18 protein-coding genes are annotated in these 24141 nt (G+C 72.9%); 10 read left to right on the top strand and 8 right to left on the bottom strand.

Annotated features, from left to right (window positions below; all coding sequences use genetic code 11):
• Positions 1-5: 5 nt before the first annotated feature.
• Complete coding sequence (locus tag ACH4SI_RS35430; protein ID WP_398303165.1) at positions 6-992, bottom strand: glutamate ABC transporter substrate-binding protein; 987 nt, start codon at positions 990-992, stop codon at positions 6-8.
• Between the two features lie 58 nt (positions 993-1050).
• Entirely contained in the window at positions 1051-1779 is a 729-nt protein-coding gene (locus ACH4SI_RS35425; RefSeq protein ID WP_398303303.1) for an amino acid ABC transporter ATP-binding protein, read from the bottom strand.
• Between the two features lie 275 nt (positions 1780-2054).
• Here ACH4SI_RS35425 and ACH4SI_RS35420 point away from each other — a divergent pair, with 275 nt between their 5' ends.
• On the top strand, positions 2055-3053 hold the full coding sequence (locus tag ACH4SI_RS35420; RefSeq protein WP_398303163.1) for a LysR family transcriptional regulator: 999 nt from the start codon (positions 2055-2057) through the stop codon (positions 3051-3053).
• A gap of 442 nt (positions 3054-3495) precedes the next feature.
• Here ACH4SI_RS35420 and ACH4SI_RS35415 read toward each other — a convergent pair whose 3' ends face one another.
• Positions 3496-5112 (bottom strand): acyl-CoA synthetase, encoded by a 1617-nt coding sequence (locus tag ACH4SI_RS35415; RefSeq protein ID WP_398303161.1) that lies wholly within the window; start codon positions 5110-5112, stop codon positions 3496-3498.
• 164 nt (positions 5113-5276) lie between these two features.
• On the opposite strand from ACH4SI_RS35415, the gene ACH4SI_RS35410 reads away from it, so the two are divergent.
• From ACH4SI_RS35410 to ACH4SI_RS35390, 5 genes are all read left to right on the top strand, one after another.
• A complete protein-coding gene (locus ACH4SI_RS35410) occupies positions 5277-6083 on the top strand; it encodes a crotonase/enoyl-CoA hydratase family protein (RefSeq protein WP_398303159.1) in 807 nt (268 codons plus the stop codon).
• A gap of 40 nt (positions 6084-6123) precedes the next feature.
• Positions 6124-7083 (top strand): Zn-ribbon domain-containing OB-fold protein, encoded by a 960-nt coding sequence (locus tag ACH4SI_RS35405; RefSeq protein ID WP_398303157.1) that lies wholly within the window; start codon positions 6124-6126, stop codon positions 7081-7083.
• A complete protein-coding gene (locus tag ACH4SI_RS35400) occupies positions 7084-8145 on the top strand; it encodes a thiolase domain-containing protein (protein WP_398303155.1) in 1062 nt (353 codons plus the stop codon).
• 20 nt (positions 8146-8165) lie between these two features.
• Positions 8166-9332, top strand: coding sequence for a thiolase domain-containing protein (locus tag ACH4SI_RS35395; protein WP_398303153.1), 1167 nt, complete (start codon positions 8166-8168; stop codon positions 9330-9332).
• A 115-nt stretch (positions 9333-9447) separates the two neighbouring features.
• Positions 9448-9693 (top strand): DUF397 domain-containing protein, encoded by a 246-nt coding sequence (locus ACH4SI_RS35390; RefSeq protein ID WP_055556519.1) that lies wholly within the window; start codon positions 9448-9450, stop codon positions 9691-9693.
• 21 nt (positions 9694-9714) lie between these two features.
• Here ACH4SI_RS35390 and ACH4SI_RS35385 read toward each other — a convergent pair whose 3' ends face one another.
• Both ACH4SI_RS35385 and ACH4SI_RS35380 read right to left on the bottom strand, forming a co-directional pair.
• Positions 9715-9924, bottom strand: coding sequence for a hypothetical protein (locus ACH4SI_RS35385; protein ID WP_398303301.1), 210 nt, complete (start codon positions 9922-9924; stop codon positions 9715-9717).
• Between the two features lie 104 nt (positions 9925-10028).
• Positions 10029-11114 carry an isoafricanol synthase gene (locus ACH4SI_RS35380; protein ID WP_398303150.1) on the bottom strand — a complete coding sequence of 362 codons (1086 nt, stop codon included), beginning with the start codon at positions 11112-11114 and terminating at the stop codon, positions 10029-10031.
• A 248-nt stretch (positions 11115-11362) separates the two neighbouring features.
• Between ACH4SI_RS35380 and ACH4SI_RS35375 the strand changes: the two genes are divergently transcribed.
• Positions 11363-14293 (top strand): ATP-binding protein, encoded by a 2931-nt coding sequence (locus ACH4SI_RS35375; protein WP_398303299.1) that lies wholly within the window; start codon positions 11363-11365, stop codon positions 14291-14293.
• A gap of 710 nt (positions 14294-15003) precedes the next feature.
• Complete coding sequence (locus ACH4SI_RS35370) at positions 15004-15504, top strand: hypothetical protein (RefSeq protein ID WP_398303148.1); 501 nt, start codon at positions 15004-15006, stop codon at positions 15502-15504.
• Between the two features lie 60 nt (positions 15505-15564).
• On the opposite strand, the gene ACH4SI_RS35365 is transcribed toward ACH4SI_RS35370, so the two are convergent.
• A complete protein-coding gene (locus ACH4SI_RS35365; protein WP_398303145.1) occupies positions 15565-17622 on the bottom strand; it encodes an N-acetylmuramoyl-L-alanine amidase in 2058 nt (685 codons plus the stop codon).
• Positions 17623-17741: 119 nt separating this feature from the next.
• Positions 17742-18845, bottom strand: coding sequence for an aminoglycoside phosphotransferase family protein (locus tag ACH4SI_RS35360; protein WP_398303143.1), 1104 nt, complete (start codon positions 18843-18845; stop codon positions 17742-17744).
• Between the two features lie 301 nt (positions 18846-19146).
• Here ACH4SI_RS35360 and ACH4SI_RS35355 point away from each other — a divergent pair, with 301 nt between their 5' ends.
• The gene (locus tag ACH4SI_RS35355; RefSeq protein ID WP_398303141.1) at positions 19147-20661 is read left to right on the top strand and encodes a hypothetical protein; all 1515 of its coding nucleotides are present in this window, start codon (positions 19147-19149) and stop codon (positions 20659-20661) included.
• A gap of 120 nt (positions 20662-20781) precedes the next feature.
• Here the strand turns inward: ACH4SI_RS35355 and ACH4SI_RS35350 are convergent, their stop codons facing one another.
• A complete protein-coding gene (locus ACH4SI_RS35350) occupies positions 20782-22233 on the bottom strand; it encodes a PP2C family protein-serine/threonine phosphatase (protein WP_398303139.1) in 1452 nt (483 codons plus the stop codon).
• 321 nt (positions 22234-22554) lie between these two features.
• Between ACH4SI_RS35350 and ACH4SI_RS35345 the strand changes: the two genes are divergently transcribed.
• Complete coding sequence (locus tag ACH4SI_RS35345; protein ID WP_398303136.1) at positions 22555-23979, top strand: HEAT repeat domain-containing protein; 1425 nt, start codon at positions 22555-22557, stop codon at positions 23977-23979.
• Positions 23980-24141 lie beyond the last annotated feature (162 nt).

Genomic DNA, 24141 nt, shown 5'->3' with positions numbered 1-24141 from the left:
CGCGCTCAGCCGATCGTCGGAGGCGTCGGGGCCTGGCCCGGAACCTCGGTGCCCACGGTGGCCTTCCACACCTTGGCCCAGGTGCCGTCCGCCGTGATCTTCTTCAGCCAGCCGTTGACGAACTTCTTGAAGTCCGGTTTGTCCAGGGGCAGTCCGATGCCGTACGGCTCCTGGCTGAAGGTCTTGGCGAGTATCTTCACGTCGGGGTTGGTCGAGGCGTTGCCGGCCAGGATGGCCTGGTCGAGAACGTAGGCGTCGGCGCGGCCCTGGCGCAGCGCCTGGAGGCACTCGGTGTTGGTCTCGAAGAGCTGCACCTTGGCGGTGGGCGCCGCCTTCTTGACGGCCGTGGCGGCGGTGGAGGCGGACTGCGTCACCACCGTCTTGCCCGCCAGATCGGACAGCGTGTCGATGCCGGGGGTGGACTTCTTCACCTGGATCGCCAGGCCGTCCTCGTAGTACGGGCCGGCGAAGGCGACCTGCTTCTCCCGCTCGGGCGTGATGGTGTACGTGGCGAACACCGTGTCCACCGAGTGATTCTTCAGCAGGGCCTCACGGGTGGCGGTGGTGACGTTGACCCGCTTGGTGGAGTCCTTGCCGATGATGTACTTCGCCAGCAGCCGGGACAGCGCCGCGTCGAAGCCCTCCACTTCACCGGTGGCCGGATTGAGCAGCGAGAACAGGGCCGCGGTCTGGGTGCCGCCGACGACCAGCGTGCCCTTCTTCCTGATCGCGGCGGCGGTGGAACCGCTCGGCAGCAGCGAGTCTTCGGCGGGCTTCGCGGTCTTCACCAACTGGTCGACGACCTTCGCTCCCGAGCCGGCCGAGGTGGCGGACCCCCTGCTGCCGGGGATCTTCGCGTTGGTGGAGGAGTTTCCCGAGCAGGCGGTCGCGGTGAGCGCGGCGACGGCCACGAGTGCGGCGGCGGCGCGGGCGCGACGCGAGGTGGTGGCGGTACGGAGCAGCGGCGTTCTGCCACAGGTGCGGGTGAACATGGTGTCTCCTGGCTGGGACGCGTTCCGCGGGATACGGGGGGGATACAGGGGGTGCGGTTCAGTGGCGTAGCACTTTGGAGAGGAACTCGGCGGCCCGTTCGGTGTGGGCGCCGGTGAAGAAGTCGGCGCGGGTTGCCGTCTCCAGGATCCGGCCCGACTCCATGAAGACGACGCGGTCCGCGGCCTGGCGGGCGAAGCCCATCTCGTGGGTGACAACGATCATCGTCATACCCTCGGTGGCCAGCTCGACCAGCACGTCCAGCACCTCTTGGATCATCTCCGGGTCCAGCGCCGAGGTCGGCTCGTCGAACAGCAGAACCTTCGGCTCCATTGCCAGGGCCCGGGCGATTGCCACGCGCTGCTGCTGGCCGCCGGAGAGCTGCGCCGGGTAGACGTCCGCCTTGTCGGCGAGTCCCACCCGCGCCAGCAGCGCACGCCCACGGGTCCGGGCGTCCTGCCGGGACAGGCCCCGCACCTTCACCGGCGCCAGCGTCACGTTCTGCAGCGCGGTCAGATGGGCGAAGAGGTTGAACGACTGGAACACCATCCCCGCATCGGCACGCAGTTCCGCGAGCTCGCGGCCCTCGGCCGGCAGGGGCACGCCGTCGATGGTGATCGTGCCGGAGGTGATGGTTTCCAGCCGGTTGACGCAGCGGCACAGTGTGGACTTGCCGGAGCCGGACGGGCCGATGATGACGACGACCTCACCGGCGGCGACGTCCAGATCGACACCGTGCAGCACCTGGATGTCGCCGAAATGCTTGTCGACTCCGGCGATCCGCACCAGCGGTGGCCGGGTGCTCGTGCCGGACTCGGCGACTGTGCTCACGAGAACTCCTGCGAACGGTGGGAATGGAAACGGAAAAAGGACTGAGGAGAGGACATACCAAAGGAAAAGAGGGGAGGCGGCATCGGGCATGACGGAAGAGCAGGCGGAATGTCCGGAGCCCGGAGAAAGCGCGTCGCGCTGTTTCCGCCGTGGCTCCATTCCACCCAATCCGAGTGCGTCACGTCCAACGAGGACTCTTTGGTGATCCCATCAAGATCCCTTATGCTCACGGAGTGTTGGAAATACGCCAGTTGGAAGTCCTGGCGGAGATCGCGCGTACCGGTTCGTACACAGCCGCCGCGGCGTCGCTCGGATACACGCAGCCTGCGGTCAGCTATCAGATGCGGCGGCTGCAACAGGCGGTGGGCGCGCCTTTGGTGGCCCGCGCCGGCCGCGGACTGCGGCTCACCCAGGCCGGGCAGGCTCTCGTACGGCATGCGGACACGATCTTCTCCGCGCTGCGCGCCGCCGATCAGGACATCGCGGCCCGGGTCGCCCGGGGCGGCGGCTTGGTGCGCGTGGTGGCATTCCAGAGCGGCTGCGCGGCGCTCCTGCCCCAGGTCCTCGGGAGGCTGCGGGCCCACCACCCCGACGTGCGCGTGACGGTGGTGCAGGCCGAGCCGGTCGAGGCTCGCCGGATGATCAGGGCCGGCGAGGCGGACCTCGGCCTGCTGTGCAACTGGGCCAACGAGAGCCTGCCGGAGGGCGAGTCCGCGATGCTGCGGGTGCCGCTGATGTCCGACCGCCGGTGCGTGGTCATGCGGCGCGACCACCCGCTGGCCGACCGCGAGACCATCCACCTCGCTGAACTCGCCGACCACGACTGGGTGATGGAGAGCTTCCGGGACCGCTTCATGGCGGCCTGCACGAGCCTCGGCTTCGAGCCCCGGATCAGCGCGACCGTTGACGACACCCGCACCATCCAGGTGCTGGTCGCCGCGGGCCTCGGCATCAGCCTGATGAGCGAACTGACCCTGCGAGACAACGCGGACCCGGAACTGTCGCACCGGCCGCTGCGGGACTGGCCGCTGCGCCGCACCTACGCACTGCTGTGGCCGGACATGGCGGAGGTCACGGCCGTTGCCACAGTGCTGCGGGAGGTGCGCCGCGCGGCGCACGCCTTGCGTGCCGTGGACGGCCCGGACGGCCCGGACGGCCCGGACGGCCCGGACGGCCCGGACGGCCCGGACGGCCCGGATGGCTCAGGGAGCCCGGAGGAATCGGGAAGCTGACGGCTCCGCGTGGCATCCGGGCCGGGGTCCGTGTTCTCGGTCGCCGCCATGCCGGACGTCGCCGTCCCCCGGAGGCGGTGTCTTCCTTGGGGTCCGCGTTGGCCAGGGCGCGCTCGCTCAGAACCGGCCCCGGCAAAAGTCTCCACACGAGTGGACCAGTTGTCGTAGAAAATGCCATTGACCGTTAATTCGGCGAACGTTTCGGCGGCGACCGAGGCGACGAACTGGCCTGTTTCGAAGAGCGAAGTGCCGATAAAGCCTTGCGTTCGCCGGGTCTCTCCGATCGTGCCGAGCACGATGCGTACCGAAATGTTAAAGATATATTGCGCGAGTCTTGCAACTTCAACAATCACCGTTGGCGGTCACGACGCTCGGAGGGCACCCGCGCCGCTCCGCCTGCGCCCCGGACGGCCGCCGGCGCGGTCCCGGCCGGCTCGGCCCCTCACGCCTCGGTGGCCTCCTGGGCCGCGACCGCGCGGGCCCAGCGGTAGTCCGCCTTGCCGCTGGGGGAGCGCTGGATGTGGTCGGTGAAGACGACGGTACGGGGGATCTTGTACCCGGCGAGCCGGGCACGGCAGTGGTCCCGTACCGCGTCGGGGGTGAGCGCCCCGGCCCCCTCCCGGGGCTGGACGACGGCCGCGACCCGGTTGCCCCAGCGCTCGTCCGGGACGCCCGCCACCAGCGCGTCGTACACGTCCGGATGGGCCTTGAGGGCCTGTTCCACCTCCTCCGGGTACACCTTCTCGCCGCCGGTGTTGATGCACTGGGAGCCCCGGCCGAGGACCGTGATCACGCCGTCCTCGTCGACCGTGCCCATGTCGCCGAGGAGCACCCAGCGTTCGCCGTCCGCCTCGAAGAAGGTCTCCGCGGATTTCTTCGGGTCGTTGTAGTAGCCGAGCGGCACATGGCCGCGCTGGGCGATCCGGCCCGGTTCGCCGGGCGCGACGGGCCGGTGGGTCGCCGGGTCGACGACGGCCGTACGGTCGTGGACGCGCACCCGGAAGCCCCGCTCGGGGCCGGAGTCGTCGGTGGCGGTGCCGTTGAAGCCGGACTCCGAGGAGCCGAAGTTGTTGAGCATCAGGGTGTGCGGCGCGAGCGCGGCGAACTGGGCGCGCACGGTGTCCGAGAGGATCGCCCCCGAGCTGCTGACGCTGAGCAGCGGGGAGAGGTCGATGTCCTTGAGCGGCCCGGTGAGGGCGTCCACCAGGGGCCGCAGCATCGCGTCCCCGACCAGGGACACCGTACTGACCTTCTCCTTCTCGATCGTCCTCAGCACCTCTTCGGGCACGAACTTCCGGTGGAGGACCACCTTCTGACCGAAGTTGAGGGCGATGAAGGCCGTGAGGGTCGAGGTGCCGTGCATCAGCGGCGCGGTGGGGAAGAAGACCAGACCGTCGCCGGAGGCCGCCACCCGCTCGGCCAGCTCCTCGGGGCGGCCGACCGGGATGCCGGTCGGCGCGCCGCCACCGAGCCCGGAGAAGAACAGGTCCTCCTGCCGCCACACCACGCCCTTGGGCATGCCGGTGGTCCCGCCGGTGTAGATGATGAAGCGGTCGTCCGGGGAGCGGGGCGCGAAGCCGCGCGTGGCCGAGCCCGACGCCTCGGCCTCGGCGAACGGGACGGCGCCGGGCGCGCCCTCCCCGGCGCCGACTTGGACGAGATGGCGCAGGGCGTCCGTACGCGGCAGCGCCGCGGCCACCCGGTCGCCGAACTCGGCGTCGTAGACCAGGGCGGCAAGATCGGCATCGCGGTAGAGATAGACCAGCTCGTCTTCCACGTAACGGTAGTTGACGTTCACCGGGACGGCCCGGATCTTCAGGCAGGCGAGGACGGTCTGTAAGTACTCGACGCCGTTGCAGAGGTGGAGCCCCACATGCTCGCCCGGGGCGATCCCGCTGTCTTGGAGGTGGTGGGCGAACCGGTTGGCAGCGGCGTCGAGTTGGGCGTAGCTCAGCCGCCGCTCGGCGCCGGTGCCCGGGTGGTCGGCGTACACCAGCGCCTCTCTGCCGGGCACGGTGTCCACGATCGACTCGAACAGGTCGGCAAGGTTGTACTCCACGGCTCCTCCTGACCTGACATCGGGCGGGCTCGGCGCTCATGACAGCACCGCGGGGGAGAGGTGGGAAGGGGCGTGGCCAAGAAATCTGACTGACCATCAGATTTCTCTTGAAGTCGCTCCAGTCCTCCTGCAACCTGTTCTAGGTCTGAGACGGGAGGACTGCCGTGTCCGAGGGGACAGAACACCTCGTCGTCGAGCGCACGGGCGCCACGCTGGTGCTCACGCTCAACCGGCCAGAGGCCAAGAACGCGCTCTCGTTGCCCATGCTGGTCGGGCTGTACGACGGCTGGATCGCGGCCGACGAGGACGACACCGTACGGTCCGTCGTGCTCACCGGCGCCGGCGGTGTCTTCTGCGCCGGGATGGACCTCAAGGCGCTCGCGGGCGGCGGCCGGATGGAGGGGCAGCACTACCGCGACCGGCTGAAGGCCGACCCCGACCTCCACTGGAAGGCCATGCTCCGCCACCACCGGCCCCGCAAACCGGTGATCGCCGCCGTCGAGGGCCACTGCGTCGCGGGCGGCACCGAGATCCTCCAGGGAACCGACATCCGGGTGGCGGGCCGCGGCGCCACCTTCGGGCTGTACGAGGTCCGGCGCGGGCTCTTCCCCATCGGCGGCTCCACGGTGCGGCTGGCCCGCCAGGTGCCGCGCACCCACGCCCTGGAGATGCTGCTCACCGGCCGCCCGTACGCCGCCGAGGAGGCCGAGCGGATCGGGCTGATCGGCCATGTCGTGCCTGACGGCACCGCGCTGAAGAAGGCCCTGGAGATCGCCGAACTCATCAACGCCAACGGCCCGCTCGCCGTCGAGGCGGTCAAGGCATCCGTCTACGAGACCGCCGAGATGACCGAAACCGACGGCCTCGCGTCCGAACTCGAACGCGGCTGGCCCATCTTCGACACCGCCGACGCCAAAGAGGGGTCGAAGGCCTTCGCGGAGAAACGCCCACCGGTCTACCGCCGCGCGTGACCGCCACCCCCATGTCACCGGCCGCAGAAGGAGACGCCCCATGACACCGGCTCCCGCCCCCGAGGTGCTCCAGGCCCCTCTGGTGGTCGAGTTCCCCTTCACCCGCTCCCTCGGCCCCGTCCAGAGCGCCTTCCTCACGGGCCTGCGCGAGCGCACCGTGCTCGGCGTACGGACCTCCGACGGCCGGGTGCTCGTGCCCCCCGTCGAGTACGACCCGGCCACCGCCGACGAGCTGCGCGACCTCGTCCAGGTCGCCCCCACCGGCACCGTCACCACCTGGGCCTGGAACCCGTCCCCGCGCCGCGGGCAGCCCCTGTCCACCCCCTTCGCCTGGGCCCTGGTACGGCTCGACGGCGCCGACACCGCCCTCCTGCACGCCCTCGACGCGAGCGGACCGGAAGCCGTGCGCACCGGAATGCGGGTACGGATCCGCTGGGCCGAGGAGCGCGAGGGCGCCATCACCGACATCGCCTGCTTCGAACCGTACGACGGCCAGGACACCCATGAACCCGGCCCCCACGACGGGGCGTTCGCCGACCCCGTCACCGGCATCGTCGCCCCGGCCCGCCTCGACTACACCTACGCGCCCGGCCGCGCCCAGTCCCGCTATCTCGCCGCCCTCGCGGGCCACAAGACCGTCGGCGAGCGCTGCCCGTCCTGCCGCAAGGTGTACGTACCGCCCCGCGGCGCCTGCCCCACCTGCGGCGTCGCCACCGACGAACAGGTCGAGGTCGGCCCGGGCGCCACCGTCACCACTTTCTGCATCGTCAACATCAAAGCCCGCAACCTCGACATCGACGTGCCGTACGTCTACGCGCACATCGCCCTCGACGGTGCCGACCTCGCCCTCCACGGCCGCATCGGCGGCATCCCGTACGACCAGGTGCGGATGGGGCTGCGGGTGACGCCCGTGTGGACCGAGGGCGGCCGCTACCCCGACCACTACCGGCCCACCGGCGAACCCGACGCCGACTACGACACCTACAAGGAGCTGTTGTAGATGCGAGACGTCGCCATCGTCGCCTTCGGGCAGAGCGGAACCCGGCGCACCAGCGCGGAGGTCTCCGAGGTCGAGATGCTGATGCCCGTCCTCCACCAGGTGCTCGACGCGGTGGACTTGAGGGCCGGCGAGATCGACTTCACCTGCTCCGGCTCCTCCGACTACCTCGCGGGCCGCGCCTTCTCCTTCACCATGGCGCTGGACGGCGTCGGCGCCTGGCCGCCCATCGCCGAGTCCCACGTCGAGATGGACGGCGCCTGGGCGCTCTACGAGGCATGGGTCAAGCTGCTGACCGGCGAGGCGGACACCGCGCTGGTCTACTCCTACGGCAAGTCCTCGCCCGGCGATCTGCCCGAGGTCCTCACCCGCCAGCTCGACCCGTACTACGTCGCCCCCCTGTGGCCCGACTCGGTCTCCCTCGCCGCCCTCCAGGCCCAGGCGCTCCTCGACGCGGGCGACACCGACGAACGCGCGCTCGCCGAGGTCGCCGCGCGCGGCCGGAACGCCGCCGCGGACAACCCGCACGCCCAGGTGACCGCATCCGCCCCGCCCACAGCCCTCCTCGACGCCCCGTACCTGGTGCGGCCGCTGCGCCGACACGACTGCCCGCCCATCGGCGACGGCGCGGCCGCCGTCGTCCTCGCCGCCGGGGACACCGCCCGGCGGCTGTGCGCCCGCCCCGCCTGGATCCGCGGCATGGACCACCGCATCGAACCGCACGGCCTCGGCGTACGGGATCTCACCCGCTCCCCGTCGACCCGGCTCGCGGCGACCCGCGCCGGGGCCTTCGAGGCGCCCGTCGACCTCGCCGAGCTCCACGCCCCGTTCACCTCGCAGGAGATCATCCTGCGCCGCGAACTGGAACTGGACGACGGCGTACGGATCAACCCCTCCGGCGGGGCACCGGCCGCCCACCCCATGATGGCCGCCGGGCTCATCCGGCTCGGCGAGGCCGCCGCCGCCATCCACCGCGGCGCCTCCGACCGGGCGCTGGCTCACGCCACATCCGGTCCCTGCCTCCAGCAGAACCTGGTCGCCGTCCTGGAAGGGGACGTCCGGTGAGCCGTTCAGTGAGCCGTTCAGTGAGCAAGGAACCGGTGGCCGTCGTCGGAATCGGCCAGACCAAGCACACCGCCGCCCGGCGTGATGTCTCGCTCGCCGGGCTGGTCCGGGAGGCCGCCGTACGCGCCCTCGACGACGCCGAGCTGACCTGGGCGGACATCGACGCCGTGGTCATCGGCAAGGCGCCCGACTTCTTCGAGGGCGTCATGATGCCCGAGCTGTACCTCGCCGACGCGCTCGGCGCGGTCGGCAAGCCCATGCTGCGCGTGCACACCGCCGGGTCGGTCGGCGGCTCCACCGCGCTCGTCGCCGCGAACCTCGTCGCCGCCCGCGTCCACCGCACCGTGCTCACCCTGGCCTTCGAGAAGCAGTCCGAGTCCAACGCCATGTGGGGGCTCTCGCTGCCCGTCCCCTTCCAGCAGCCGCTGCTGGCCGGGGCAGGCGGGTTCTTCGCGCCGCACGTCCGCGCGTACATGCGGCGCACCGGCGCGCCCCCGGCCATCGGCGCCCTCGTCGCCTACAAGGACCGCCGCAACGCCCTGCGCAACCCCTACGCACACCTCCACGAAGAGGATCTGACGCTGGAGAAGGTGCAGTCCTCGCCGATGCTGTGGGACCCCATCCGCTACTCCGAGACCTGCCCCTCCTCCGACGGCGCGTGCGCCATGGTGCTCACCGACCGCACCGGCGCAGCCCGCGCCCCCCGGCCGCCCGCCTGGATGCACGGCGGCGCCATGCGCAGCGAGCCGACCCTCTTCGCGGGCAAGGACTGCGTCTCGCCGCGCGCCGGGCGCGACTGCGCCGCCGACGTCTACCGGCAGGCCGGGATCACCGATCCGCGCCGGCAGATCGACGCGGTCGAGATGTACGTGCCGTTCAGCTGGTACGAGCCGATGTGGCTGGAGAACCTGGGCTTCGCGGGCGAGGGCGAGGGCTGGAAGCTCACCGAGTCCGGGGCGACCGAGATCGGCGGCGACCTCCCCGTCAACCCCTCGGGCGGGGTGCTGTCCACCAACCCCATCGGCGCGTCCGGCATGCTCCGCTTCGCCGAAGCCGCCCTCCAGGTCCGCGGGCAGGCGGGCGAGCACCAGGTGGAGGAGGCGCGCACGGCACTCGGCCACGCCTACGGCGGCGGCTCGCAGTTCTTCGCCATGTGGGTGGTCGCCGCCGCCCCTCCCGCTACATGAGTCGTCCACCCCGTCGCGGTCCGCCGGACAGATCACGTCCTCCTTTCGTGGCCTGTCCGGCACCGGCCGCGATCGCTAGGGTGGGGCCGGGACGACGATCCGGGAGGAGCCGCACGTGGCAGACACCACCACGACCGCACAGCCGCTCAGGGGCAACGGCGAGAAGCCCGACCTCGACCTCACGGGCGCCCAGTGGCAGTCGAGCAGCCAGGGGGTGGGCGATGTCGAGATCGCCTTCGTCGAGGGCTTCATCGCGATGCGCCACGGCCGCCGTCCCGAAGGCCCGGCCCTGATCTTCACCCCGGCCGAGTGGCGCGCCTTCGTCCTGGGCGCGCGCGAGGGCGAGTTCGACCTGACCTGAGCCCCGGCCTCATCCGAAGCCTCATCCGAGCACGACGCAGCCCCGCTCGACGAGCGCCCGGACGGCCGGGCCGTCATCGACACCCTCGTCGAGCGGGTTCCAGCGCAGATCGAGGTGGCGCAGGCGCGGGAGTGCGCGCAACGGCTCGGGTACGTCGCTCAGCCCGTTCTCCCGCAGCTCCAGCCGGCTCAGCCGGCTCAGCGCGGACACCCCTGCGGGCAGGGCGGTGATCCCGTTGCCGCCTCCGGCAGACTGCCGAGCTGAGTGTGTCGTTCACGCCGACTTCATACCCGAACGGCCCGCCACGGCGGGCCGTTCGTACGTAGTGCATCCGGTCAGCCGGAACCGGGGGCGCTGAGGCCGGCCCACGGTCGTTGGCGGCCGTCGCTGACCGCCGCTATGCCCCGCTCGTCGTAGCGCGCCGTCCGCAGGGACCAGCCCAGGTTGCCGCACATGACATGGCGCATCCCGTCCACGTAAGTCTCCACGTCCCGGCGCAGATCCACCCCCGCACCCGCCTCGGCGAGCAGCCGCGGCAGCCGGTCCGCGGTCTGCTCGAACCAGCGGTAGCGCTCGTTGGCGAGGCCCGCGATGTGCTCGACCGCGTCCTCCAGGGTGCCGCCGTGCTGCTGGTGGCGGACGATGACGGTGTTGTGGACGTCCCCGGCGGCCAGCTCCTTGTCCAGGGACGCGATGTCGTTGGTGAAGACCACCACGTCGTCCGTGGCCTCCCGCATCCGGGCCAGCGGATGGCCGCCGTGCAGCGCGGCGGGCAGGGCGTAGCCGCCGTGGCGCTCGCCCAGGTCCAGGCACGGCTGCACGCCGATCGAGTGACGGCGCAGCGCCAGCACGGCGTCCACCGAGAGCGGGGGCCCCTGCGTGCCGGTGCGGTCGAGCGCCTCGCGGTGGTAGGAGTGCAGATACTCCAGCCAGTGGTGGCGGAAACGTTCCCGCCACACCGGCGGCCGGCCCGCGTGGATGCGCCGCCACAGATCGCGGAAGCTCTCCAGCAGCGGCCCGCCGCCCTGCCCCGGTGCGTCGTCCGGCTCCTCGGTGACCCGTATGACGTCCCGCACCATCCGCGCCACCGCCTCCGGGCGGCAGCCGAGTTCACCGTCGAACTGATCGTCGAAGACGAAGTACCAGCCGATGAGATCGTTGCCCACGTCCAGCTCGGCACCGGTCGTCCGGGGGTAGAACAGACCGGTCAGCAGGTCGAACCGGAGCGCGTCGTACTCGGCGACCGCGCCACCGGCCCGGAACACGCCGTACCGCGACAGCCACTGGACGGTGTGCACTCTGGCGGCCCCGGTTCCGGGGCTGGGGTCGGCCGAGGCCGGAATGTCGAGCAGGGCCGCCCGGCTCAGCAGCGCCGCATGCCGGGCACGCGGCCGCGAAGTGGTCGTGGACGTCGCGTTCATGGCGGTATCGCCCCCTTTCGGGTTCCGGGGAAGGCCACGCCGCCCCTACCACAAGCCCCCGCGGCGACGGGCCGACCCGATGAATCCGGTCATCCTCGCGTGGTGAACGTGCCATCGATAGAGCGCGAGTTGAATTGGCGTGTGCCATTGGCAATGCCAGAAGGGAATACCCGCATACCGGGCTACGGAGCGTGCCAGACAGGCTACGCTCGGCGTTACGTGCCGAAGGGGAAGCGAACGTGGCGGACATGAGGGACCGGCAGGACCGGACACGTCGGGCACTGCTGGAACGGGAGGCGGAACTCGCGGCGGTCGACCTGGCGTTGACCGAGCTGTGCGGATCCGACCCCGGTGATCCGTCCGGCACGCGCACCGGCGGAGTGATCGCCTTCGCCGGCCCGGGCGGTGTCGGCAAGACCGCGCTGCTCGGCGAGATGCGCCGGCGGGCTGCCCACCGCGGCTGCACCGTGCTGTCCGCGCGCGGCGGCGAGCACGAGCAGGGCGCCGCGTTCCACGTCGTACGGCAGCTCTTCCAGCCCGTGCTCGCGACGACCGGCGAGGAGGAGCACCGCAGAATCCTGGGCAGCTGGTACGACATCGTCGCGCCCGCGGTGGGCCTGGTGGTCTCCGGAAGCGGCGGCTCACCCGATCCGCAGGGCGTGCGCGACGGCCTGGACTGGCTGGTCACCCGGTTCGCGGTGGAGCACGCCCCGGTCGTGGTGATCCTGGACGACGTCCACTGGGCCGACCCCGAATCCCTGGACTGGCTCATACGGTTCGCCGCCCGCGCCGTGGACCTGCCCCTGCTGCTCGCCGTCGGCTACCGCCCGGAGGACCTGACCGCCGACTCCGCCGCGGTCCGCGGCCTCACCGAGCGTCAGGGCTCGCGCCCGCACGTGGTCGCCCCGCTCACCCCGGCCGGGGTCGGCAGGATCGTACGGGACGTCCTCGGCGAGGAGGCCGACGAGGCGTTCTGCCGCGAGTGCTGGGCGGTGACCGGCGGCAACCCCTTCGAGGTCGTCGAGCTGACCGCCAAGGTCCGCGACCGTGACCTGAAACCGCAGACGGTGAACCTCAGCGCCCTGCGCGAGCTGGTCGCCGCCGCGAAGGACAGCGGTCTCGGTGACCGGCTGACCCGGCTCGGCACCGCCGCCGTCCGCCTCGCCTGGGCCGTCGCCGTCCTCGGCATCGAGGCCACTCCGTCGCTGACGGCCAACGTCGCCGGGCTCAGCGAGACCGAGACCTCCGAGCAGGTGGCGCGGCTCGCGGACGCCCGCATCCTCGCCCCGCCGCGGCAGGGCGCCCGCGGCCCCCAGCCGCTGGAATTCCTCCACCCGCTCATCGCCACCGCCGTCTACCAGGCGATCCCCGGCGCACTGCGCGTGGCCATGCACGGCCAGGCCGCCACCGTGGTGCTCGCCGCGGGCCTGGGCTCCGCGGCCGCCGGACGCCATCTGCTGGAGATGCACCCCGAGGGCGACTCCTGGGTGGTGCGCCACCTCAGAGAGGCGGCCCGGGAGTATCTGCGGGCCGGCGCCCCCGACGCCGGGCGCCGCTGCCTCGCCCGCGCCCTGCGCGAACCGCCCGCCCCGGAGGAGCGCGCCCCGGTCCTGTACGAGCTGGGCTGCTCCGCCCAGCTCACCGAGCCCTCCGTCACCGTCAACCATCTGCGGGCCGCCCTGGAGGAGCCGGGCCTCGGCTCCGACCTGCGCGAGGCGATCACCTACCGGCTCGCCCAGGCGTACGGCCACAGCGGCCGCATGGAGGAGGCCGCGCAGGTCGTCGCGGCCGAGGTGGGCCGGGCCACCAGTGCCCGCACCCGGCTGCGGATGCAGGCCGAACAGTTCATGTGGAGCATGTTCCGCGCCGACGAGAAGGAGTCGCCCGCCCGCTCCCGGCGCCTCGCCCGGCTCGCCGACCACCTCACCGGCCGCGGCATGGCCGAGCGCTATCTGCTGGGCCTGCGCGCCTGGGACGCGATGACGCGCGGAGAACCGGCGGCCACCGCCCTGCACTACGCGGAAGAGGCCCTGGGCGACGGCCTGAGCTGGACCGATGACGACTGGGGCTTCGAGGTGCCGATCCTGGTCGCCCTGATCTTCCTCCACTGCGATCAGCCCGGACGCGCGGAGGCGCTGTTCAACACCGGCATAGCGGAATGCGAGCGCAAGGGCTGGCGCGGCTCCCACCTGGCGTTCGGGATCACCCTCCTCGGATACGCCCGGCTGCGCCGCGGAGCGCTCGTCGAGGCCGAGGAACTGGCCCGCGAGGGCATGCGCATCGCCGACCTCGTGGGCTCCTCGACGCCCGCGCACTGGACCGCCGTCGGCACCCGCATCGAGACCCTGATCAGCCGCGGCCGGATCCGGGAGGCGCAGGAGTTCGCGGCCGGCCACGGCGGCGAGATCCTGCCGCAGGCCGTGCTCTGCCCCGACGTGCCCACCGTCCGTGGCGAACTGCTGCTCGCCTCCAACCTGCACGGCGAGGCCCGGCAGCAGCTCGCCGAGGTCGGCCGCCGGATGGACGGCCGCGGCATGCGCAACCCCGTCTGGTGTCCCTGGCAGCTCCACATGGCCCAGGCCCTCGCGCTGACCGACCCCCGCCAGGCCGCCGAGGTCGCCGACGACGCGGTGCGCCGCGCCCGCCAGTTCGGCACCCACTCCGCGATCGGCCGGGCGCTGCACAGCGCCGCCGCCGTCGCCCAGGGATCGGAGCGGATCAGACTGCTGGCCGAGGCCGTCAGCCATCTCGAGCGCTCGCCGTCCGCGTACGACCTGGCCGTGGCGCTGGTCGACCACGGCGCCGCACTGCGCCGCGTCGGCCTGCCCCAGGAGGCCGGGGATCGGCTCTACCGGGGGCTGGAGGGCGCGGTCCAGTGCGGGGCGGACACCCTCGCCGCCCGGGCCCGCGACGAGCTGTCCGCCGCCGGGCTGCGCCCCATGCAACTGCGGGTCGATCACGCCAGCCCGCTCACCTCGCAGGAGCAGGCCGTCGCCGAGCGGGCCGCCGAGGGCTGGCCGGACGACCGGATCGCCGAGGAGATGGGCCTCGCGGAGCGCGAGGTGGCCCGGCTGCTGTCCCACGTCTACCGCAAGGTGGGCACCGACCGGGGCGGCCTCGCCCGCCTCCTCGGCACCCCCCGCCCCGGCCCCCCGCCGCGCCCGCAGCCCGGCGGCTGAGCGCCGCGGCCGCCTGGCGGCTGAGCCCGCGCCTACCTGGGATGAGCCCCCGACCGCCTGAGGGCTGAGCCCGCGCCTGGCCCTGGTGCCGAGCCGGTGGTTGCCTGGTGACGGCGTCGTGGCGTCGTGGCGGTTGAGCGCGTGCCTGCCCGGTGCCCGAGCGGGCGGCTGCCCGGCGACTGGGTCCGTGGCTGTTCGGCGACCGTGTCGTGCTCGCCTGGCGACTGAACGCGCTCCCGCCTGGGGCGCCTGCGGCTGCCTGGTGGCTGATGAGCGTACGCCTGCCCGGCGGCTGCCTCTGGGACGAGCCTGTGGGTGCCCCTGGCGCGAGCTCGCGCCTGTCCGGTGGCGTCGTGGCCGCCCGGCGGTTGGGCCCGCGCCTGCCCCGCGGCCGCCTGGCGGCTGCTCGGCGGCGCCCGGCGCCGTGGCCGCGTGCCTGCCGCCGGCGCTGAGCCTGCGGCTGCCCGGCGACCGTCGTAGGCGCCTGGCGGCTGAACGCGCGCCTGCCCGGCGGCGCACATGCTTGCCCGGCGGTTGAGCAGGCGCCTGGCCCTGGAGCGAGCCGGTCGCTGCCCGGCGGCCGGCCCCCGGAGACCGCGTCCGTGGCGCGCCGGGCCCTGGGGCGCACCCCGGCGTCACCAGGCGTGTACGGGCCGGAAGACGGTGCTCCCGGGCAGGGGAATCGGCGGCGGGCCACGTACCATGTCCGCATGTCCTTCCTCCGCCGCCGCAGCGCCGCCACGCCCACCGGGCCGGACTTCGATGTCCTGGCCATGGATCCGGGAGACTGGCCCGGCGATCTCGGCGCGGGTCTGCTGCCCGCACCGGACGGCACCTGCCAGGGCGTCTTCCTGCGCTACGACCTGTTCGGCGGACGCGGCCCGGCGATGATCATCGGGAATCTGCCCGAGGGCTCCCCGGCCCGCGAGGTGGCCGAGGGACAGGCACCGTTCGAGGTGACGCAGCTGCTGGCCGCCCTTGGCAATGAGGAGCCGGTCCAGGTCGTGGACAGCGAGGACACCCCGGTCATGCACGACGACAACCTCCTCATCGTGCGCCGGATCAAGCTGTCCGAAGGCCGGATCTCCTGCGCCCAGTTCGACCGCAGCGACGGCGTCCTCGTCACCATCGCCAGCTGGGACCGGCCGATCACCGACGACCTCTACCGGCTGCTCAAGCCGCTGCCCGCGGAGATGTTCCAGCAGGGCTGAGGGAAGGCGCAACGGGCCGCGAGACATGTTCGCGGCCCGTTGCGGCCGGGGCCTACCGCCTCACCGCCCCGAGCGCCGCACCCGCACATCCGCGGCCCGGACGAACGCCACCCGGTGCCCGAACTGGATCTGGTAGTAGACCTCCTGACCGCGCACCACAATGTGCCCGGACTCATCGAACGTGGTCGCCCACAGATACTCGCCCTGGGTCTTCAGCCCCAGCGCGTACCGCTGCCCGGCGAGCAGCTTGTACGGCAGTGGCGAGACCGCCTGCACCGGCACGCCCTCCGGGTACGCCTCCTTCTCCGGGTAGGCCCTCCCGTACACCGGGACCTCCGCCAGGCCCGGCTTCGGCGTGATCACGAGGCCCTTGGCGCCCACGGCCGTGGGCCGCTTCCGCGGGTTCCGGAACCACGCCTGCTGGCCGAGGTACCAGATCGCCGTCCAGTCGCCCTGCCGCCCCGCGACCGCGAACTGCTGGCCGGTGGTGGCGCGGGCGCCGGTGTCGTTGACGCCGGTGGTCGAGTCGGCGCCGTCCGGACGCAGCCCGATGTCCTTGACCAGCGGGGCGTCGTCGCTCGGCGCCGTGTGCAGCCGCACCGCGGACGAGCCGTGCGGGGCGCACTCCTGGCCGGCCTGGTCGCAGCCGGTGTAGACGGGCTCGTGTCTCTCGTAGTCGGGGCGGATGGTGACCAGCCCCCCGGAGGCGCCCGCCGTGCTGTGGAAGGGCGCGCCGAGGAGGCTGAAGTAGTGCGCCCAGTCCCAGTACGGGCCCGGGTCGGTGTGCATGCCCTTGATGGTTCCGGCGGTCGTGCCGGGCACGTTGTCGTGGCCCAGGATGTGCTGACGGTCCAGCGGGATGCCGTACCGCCGGGCAATCCACTTCACCAGCCGGGCCGACGAGCGGTACATCGCCTCCGTGTACCAGGCGTCGGGCGCGGTCAGAAAGCCCTCGTGTTCCAGGCCGATCGACTTGGCGTTGACGTACCAGTTGCCCGCGTGCCAGGCGACGTCCTTGAGCGGTACGTGCTGGGCGATGTGGCCGTCGGAGGAGCGCAGCGTGTACTGCCAGGAGACATATGTCGGATCCTGCACCAGCTTGATGGTGGTGTCCCAGGAGCCCTCGGTGTCATGGATGACGATGTAGTCGATCGACTGCGACAGGGGGCGGTTGCCCAGGTCGTGGTTGCCGTAGTCGTTGTCCCCGAACTGCTCGTAAGGGGCCGGGATCCATTCGCACGACACATTGTCAGGGGCCTCGACATGCGGATCACGCTTGCGGTCCGGCAGACCGAGCGAGCGCAGCTGACGCCGGTCCGGGGCGACATCGGGGGCGGCGTCGAGCGTGACCCGCTCACCGTCGCCCGTGGTGCGCGCCGCGCCGCCGCGGATCACGTCGTAGACGTCGTCGGCGAATACGGCGGCCGCCGCGGCGCTGTCGGCACCGCAGTAGGCCGCCACCGCCGCGTACCAGTCCGCCGGGTCCTCGCTCGTCGACAGCCCCAGCCGCTTCTGCTCGGCGGCCAGCAGCGCGGCGCCACCGCGCACATTGGCCGCCGCGTCGCCGCGCAGCGCGGCGGCGGACAGCCCCGTCAGCTCCGCGGCCCGGTCCAGCGTCCGCAGCCGCGCGGGCAGTTGCCGGGGCTCGGACACCGAGGCCTCCGGCACCCGCAGGGGCCGCGCCTGGTCGCCGCGGGCGTCCTCGGTGCCCTGGCTGTGGTGCGGGGCCGAGGAGAGGGCGGTGAAGGCGTCGGTGAGGTGCATGGGGCCGTAGCCGCCGGTGACGCTGGGCGCGCCGCGGTGGCCGTCCCAGCGCGACTGCAGATACGACACGCCCAGCAGCACGCTCAGCGGCACCCGGTGCTCCTTCGCGGCCGCCGCGAAGGCCCGTTGCAGCGTCGTCGCGGAGGCATCCGGCGACGGCGTGCCGCCCGATGGCGGCTGATCGGCCCGGGCGGCCGGGGCCGCGGAGACGATCGGGAGCAGTAAGGCGGCGGACGCGGCGGCGCCCGCGGTCCGCAGCGCCGTCCTCCGGCTGGGGCCGGGGACCGGTCTGTCCCCGTCTCCGCCAGTGTCCCTGTCTGCGTCGCGGGTGCTGTCCTGTGCGGATCCTGGCATTGCAGCCTCCTCGAGGTGGGCTGAGCCGAACCGAAGCCGTGCCCCCAGAGGGCACGGCTTACAGCTATCCGCTACCAGGCGATCCGTCAATCACCGCCGCGCGAAGAGGGGTTCGCACGTCAGCGCGTGCCCACCGCCGCCCGCACGGCGCGCCGGGCCAGGCCGCAGTCGTCGTGCAGCCGCCGCAGCAGCAGCCGCTGCTCCTCACCGGCGGCCATCACGCCCGGCACCACCGGCGCCGGATCGTGCATGGTGCGCTGCACCGCGGTCTCGTACCGGCGGATCTCCCGGGTGAGGACGAGCATCAGGTTGACCAGGAAGGCGTCCCGCGCCGCCGGGCCCGCCGCCTGCGCCAGCTGGCTGATCTGGCGCCGGGCCACCGGGGCGTCGCCCAGCACCGCCCAGAGCGTCGCCAGGTCGTAGCCCGGCAGATACCAGCCCGCGTGGTCCCAGTCGATGAGCGCCGCGCCCGACGGGGACAGCAGCACGTTGTTCAACAGGGCGTCGCCGTGGCAGAACTGGGCCGGCAGCTGCCGCCCCGCCGCCTGCGAGACGCCGCGCAGCAGCTTGCGCACATCTCCCATGTCCCGGTCGGTCAGCAGCCCCAGATCGTGGTAGCGGGACAGCCGGGCGGCATAGTCGACCGGGGCGTCGAAGAGGTCCCCCCGCGGCCGCCACTGGTTGATGCGGCAGATGGCGCCGAGCGCGGCGCGCACATCGGCGCGCGGCGGTGCCTCGGTGGGATGGCGCTGCGCGGCCGCGACCCGCCCGGGCATCCGCTCGATGACCAGCGCGCAGTTGTCGGGGTCGGCGGCGATCAGCCGCGGCACCCGCACCGGGGGACGCTGTCGTACGAACGTCCGGTACATCGCTATCTCCCGGCGGAACCGCTCGGCCCACGCCGGGGAGTGGTCCAGCAGGCACTTGGCGACCGCCGTGGTGCGGCCCGTCGAACCGAGCAGGAGGACGGACCGCCCGCTGCGCCGGAGCACCTGGACGGGGTTGAACTCCGGGCAGATGCGATGGACCGAGGCGATGGCGGTGCGCAACTGGGCACCCTGGGGACCGGACACGTCGAGTCTTCCGCCGGGCGGCACGGAGCCGGGGGTGGCGGTGCGCCGCGCGCGGCCGCCGGGAGCGGGATCGAGGTACGGCCCATTGCCGGGCAGCTGCCGCCGGTACGGCCGAGGCGGGGCGGACACGGAGGACGACGCTGCGTACATGGGCGAGACAGATCCCTTCGTGTGCCGACGATGTACGTACGCTCCCGGCCCCGGGGGCGGGGCCGCACCCTGGGGAATGCGGCCGGCATTTTCCAACTGGCATGTTCGATCGGACATGTCGATCTGGCATTTTCCAGGTGGCATTTTCCAACCGCCACCGGGCCGGGTAGCGCGCTTCTACATTACACCCGCGCGCGGGTGGCACACCATCTGGCGGACCCTGGCGAACCCTGGCGAATAGTCGCACCGCTCGTGACGGGCCCGTTACTGTCAAGCCAGCCGAGGATCCTGGGGGCTTGACGTGACGAGGGAACCCAACACCCGTCTTGCGGACCTTTTCGGCCTCGCCGGCTGGTCCAAGGGAGAGCTCGCGAGGCTCGTGAACCGGCGCGCGGCGGCCATGGGCCACCCGCAGCTGGCGACCGACACCTCGCGGGTGCGGCGTTGGATCGACACCGGCGAGACGCCGCGCGATCCGGTGCCCAAGGTGCTGGCCGTCCTCTTCACCGAGCGCCTCGGTCGAGTCGTGACCATCGAGGACCTCGGGTTCGGACGAGGCGGGCGTGCGGGAAAGGGGCAGTCCGCCGACGGGCTGCTCTGGCCGCCCGAGTCCACGGCCGCGGTCCTCACCGAATTCACGGGAATGGACCTTATGTTCAACCGACGCGGCTTGGTGGGTGCGGGCGCCGCGCTCGCCGCAGGATCCGCCATCACCGGTGCCATGAGCGAATGGCTGCTCTCCGACCCCACCCTCGCCACCGACGCACCCCGTTCCGACAACCCCCTCTCCGCCGAGCCCGCGGGCTTCGACCGCTATGAGGCCGCCCCCGTGGGCTCCCAGGAGATCGACGCGCTGGAGACGTCGGTCGAGGTCTTCCGCGCCTGGGACGCGGCCCGCGGCGGCGGGCTCCAGCGCAAGGCCGTGGTGGGCCAGCTCAACGAGGTGGGCGGGATGCTCGCCTACCGCCACCCCGAGGCGCTCCAGCGCAGACTGTGGGGCGTCGCGGCCAACCTGGCCGTGCTGGCCGGCTGGATGTCCCACGACGTGGGCCTGGAACCCACCGCCCAGAAGTACTTCGTCATCGCCGCGCACGCGGCCCGGGAGGGCGGCGACCGGCCGCGGGCGAGCGAGGCGCTGTCCCGGGCCGCCCGGCAGATGGTGCACATCGGCCGCCCGGACGACGCCCTCGACTTGATGAAGCTCGCGTCGTCCGGCGCGGGCGACGAGGCGCTGCCCCACACCCGCGCCATGTTCCGCACCATCGAGGCCTGGGCGCACGCCGCGAAGGGCCACGGCCAGGCGGTGCGCCGCACCCTGGGGGAGGCGGAGGAGCTGTTCGTCTCCGACCAGGACCGGGGGCCCGCGCCGAGCTGGATGCAGCTGTTCAACGAGGCCGACATGCACGGGATGCAGGGGCTGGTCTACCGCACCCTGGCCGAGCACGAACCGGACGTCGCGGCCCTCTCGGAGCGGCACGCCAAGGAGGCGCTGCGGATGCGGGAGGGAGGTCGGCAGCGGTCGCAGATCTTCGACCACATCTCCATCGCCTCGGCCTGCTTCATCGGCGGCGACCCGGAGCAGGGGGCCGCCGCCGCCCGCCAGGCGCTGGCCACCATCGAGCAGAACTCCTCGCACCGCACCTGGGACCGGCTGCGGGACATGTACCGGCTCACCGCGCCGTATGCCTCGTCCGCCGTGGTCCGGGAGCTGCGGGCGGAGATCCAGCAGGCCATGCCGAAGGGGCTGGGCCACCAGAAGGGAGCCGGAGGCGGGGCGAAGGGGGCGGGCGGGGCCGTGAAGAGCGCGGCCGTCTAGCGGCGGCCCGCCCTGTTCGACCGGTCAAGGCGGCTCAACCGGTCAGGCGGCGCAACCGCGAGCACGCCGGTCAACCGGTCGTTCCCTTCCTCACTCAACTCATCTCACTCAACTCATCACTCAGCCGATCATCGCGAGCAGTACGCAGGCGTCGCCCTCACGCCGCTCGTCGTCGAACTCCTCGGCCACCACCCGTACGCACTCCTGCGTGCCGCGGGCGGCGGCGAACCGTGGCGCGAGCGCGAGCAGCCGCTCGGCCGTCACCGCGGGGTCCTCGGCGAGCCCGCCGGCATGCAGCAGGAGCAGATCGCCCGGCTCCAGCCGCTCTTCGGCCTGGGCGTAGGTGGCGCCCGTCGTGCCGCCGAGCAGCACCCCGGCCGGGGGCCGCAGGGCGCGCCCCGTCCCGTCGCGGAACAGCAGCGGGGCGGGGTGCCCGGCCTGCGACCACACCAGGGTGCGACCGGCCGGGTCGTACCGCCCGCAGACGGCGCTGCCCAGGGCGGGCTGGGAGGAGACGTCGAGCAACTGGTTGAGCCGCCCCATCAGCGGGCCGGGCTCTATTCCGGCCACCGCCATCCCGCGCACCGCGCCCAGCACCATCGCCATGCCGGAGGTCGCGGCGACGCCGTGGCCGGTGAGGTCGCCGACGCTGAGCAGGGTCCCGCCGTCCGGGAGTTCGAGCGCGTCGTACCAGTCGCCGCCGATCAGCGCGCTGTTCGCGGAGGGGAAGTAGTGGGAGGCGACATCGAGGCCGGTGCCCGCGGGCCGCCCGGAGCCGCGCCACGGCGGCAGGACGGCCTCGTGCAGCTCGATGGCCATCCGGCGCTCGGTGCGGGCGAGCTGCCGCTGGCGCTGGAGCGAGTCGCGGGACTCGCGCATCGCCCGCTCACTGCGGCGCAGCTCGCTCACGTCGCGGAGCACGGCCCACATGGAGGCGGTGCTGCCGTCGGTGTCGAGGACGGGCTCGCCCGCCATGTGCACCGTACGAACGGCGTCGTCCGGACGGACGACGCGGAACTCGCCGTCGATCGGCTTGCCGTCCACCAGGCAGTCCGTGACCATCGCGGTCAGCACCGGCTGATCGTCGGCGACGACCCAGGAGGGCAGCTCGTCCAGGGACAGCCCGCCCTCGTCGCGGCCGCGGCCGAAGATCTGGCACAGCTCGTCGGACCAGGTGACCTCGTCGGTGAGGAGATTCCACTCGGCGCTGCCGACGCGGTTGAGCAGCGAGCCGGGCCCGGGGTCCTGCTTCGGCGCGTCGGGCTTCTGCCCCGCGGCCGCCTCTTCCGCCTTGGTGGGCTCCTCTTTACCGGGCTCCTCGGACGGCAGCCCCTCGCGCAGCTGGTCCAGATGCTGGCCGAGGTCGTCCAGGTGGTGGACGGCGAGGTCGCACAGGGCGCGCTGCCAGCGCAGCCGGGTCTCGTCCGCCGTGCCGCTCAGGTCCGCCGTGGTGTCGCGCCGCACGGCGGCGATGCCGCCGCGGAGCCGCCGGGTCTGCGTGATGAGCGCGTCGACCGTGCCGCGCTGGGGCGACGGGGCGGCGGGATGGTCCGCGGAGCGGGGGGACGGCATGTGTTCTCCGATATCGGCCGGTACGGCGCGGCGCTGCCGGGTCTGATGGGGTAAGGACCGGTAACGACTCTTGCACAGGCTGCGACGTCGCGTAAGTCGTTTGGCAATACCCGATCCGGTGGTGCTTCTGGCATATGTCAATGGCCTTCCTGGGGCAAGTCGGACACGGCTCGGTGGAGCATGCGATTCCGGGTAGGCTGCGGCGCTCGGGATTCCCTCAGTCCAGGTGTTCATCCGGCATATGGCGCCAGGACACCGGCAAGAATGCCGGTCGACGGAAATCCCGTTGCCAGCGAACCCCCCGCACCGGATGCTGACCTCATGTTCGATCCAGACATAGCGCCCAGCGGTACGCTGCTCGGCCTCCTCCAGCGAGGCCGCGGCGACGGTACCCTGCACGCCCTCGCCGCGCCGCGGGCCGAGGCGCTCGCGGCACTGCACCACTGTGTGCTGCACGACCCCCGCCGTGACTGGCAGGTCGAGAACCGCTCCCTCTATTACGCCAGGCTCTGCCTGGACCTCGACGCGGACCTCGACGAAATCGAACAGCACCTCTTCCACCCCGACGACCTGGTGAACACCGACGAGGAGCGCACCGGGCTCGCCCTCGCCGTCCTCGGCCACCTCGCCGCCTACGACCGGCTCGACGCGCTGTTGCTGCTGCGCCGGTACGCCGCCGCCGGCAGCAACTGGGAATGGGCCCTGGACGAGCTGGCCCTGCGTGACGACGACGCGGGGCTGCGCGCCCTCGCCCCCGCCGTCCTCGACCGCTTCCCCGAGACCCCCGACGGCGCCGCCGAGCTGGCCGCCGCCGCGCGCGGCGCCTACGAGCCCCGCCCCTGGCGGCTGTGGGCCGACGACCCGGTGTACGGCCCGCGCGTGCGCGCCGCGCAGGAGCAGAGCGCCTTCGACCGCTGGCAGCGCCAGCTGCGCCCCTCCGGGCCGCGCCCCGGCTGGAGCGTCCACGACGTCCTGGCCTGGGCCCAGCGGGAACACGACCTGCGGCCCGGCACCCGGCGCCCCGACGCGGCCGCCCGCTGTCTCGCCGCCGTCGCCGGTCCCGAGGACCGGCCCGAGCTGCTGGCCGCCGCCGCGTCGGCCCCGGACGCGGCCCGCGCGACCGCCCTGCGGCACCTCGCGGACATCGGCGACCCCGAGGTGCTGGACCTGATCGAGGCCGCGGTGACCGAGCCGGACGCCTCGGAGACGGTCTCCGGGGCCGCCCTCTCCGCCTTCGAACGCATGCGCGGCGTGGCCGCCCTGGACCGCGCCCGGATCTGGGCCCACCGCCCCGACGCGCTCGGCGCCGCGGCCGCCGCGATGCTCGCGAGCCGCGGCGGACAGTACGACACGGGCCTCGTCCTCGCCGCCCTCCGCCGCACGGTGCGGGCCGAGGGCCCGCACAGCCAGGCCCTGTGGACGCTCGTGGACGGCGCCGGCCGCCTCGCGATCACCTGCGCCGCCCCCGTCCTGCGCCACGTCTACCGCGAAACCGCCTCCTCCCACCTCCGCGGCCGCGCCGCCCGCGCCCTGGCCGCCACCGACCCCACGTTCGCCGCGGGCTTCGCGGTCGAATGCCTCTGGGACTGCGAGGAGACCACCCGCGAACTCGCCGCCCACCACGCCGCCACCGCCGACGCCCGCGTCGTGGAACAGCTCCGCAGGCTGGCCGCCGACCCGGCCGAGGAGGCGGAGGTCCAGACGGCGGTCCGCAGCCGCATCGACCCCGACGCCGCCGAAGTCTGACCCCGGAGGTTCCGGCCCCGGGCCCGGCGACCGGCGTGTTCACGCCACGTGGTCGTCCGTGAACCCCGGGGTTCACGCCGGGTTTCGGGTGGTTCGTCCGGCCCTCGCCCGGCTTCGGCGGGCGCGGGGGCCAACGCTCACGGGACGTTTCACGGCTCGCAA

Source organism: Streptomyces sp. NPDC021212 (assembly GCF_044332925.1).
Lineage (GTDB): Bacteria > Actinomycetota > Actinomycetes > Streptomycetales > Streptomycetaceae > Streptomyces.
Note: the sequence above shows the minus strand (reverse complement) of the source record. Positions and strands in the feature narration are given on the sequence as shown.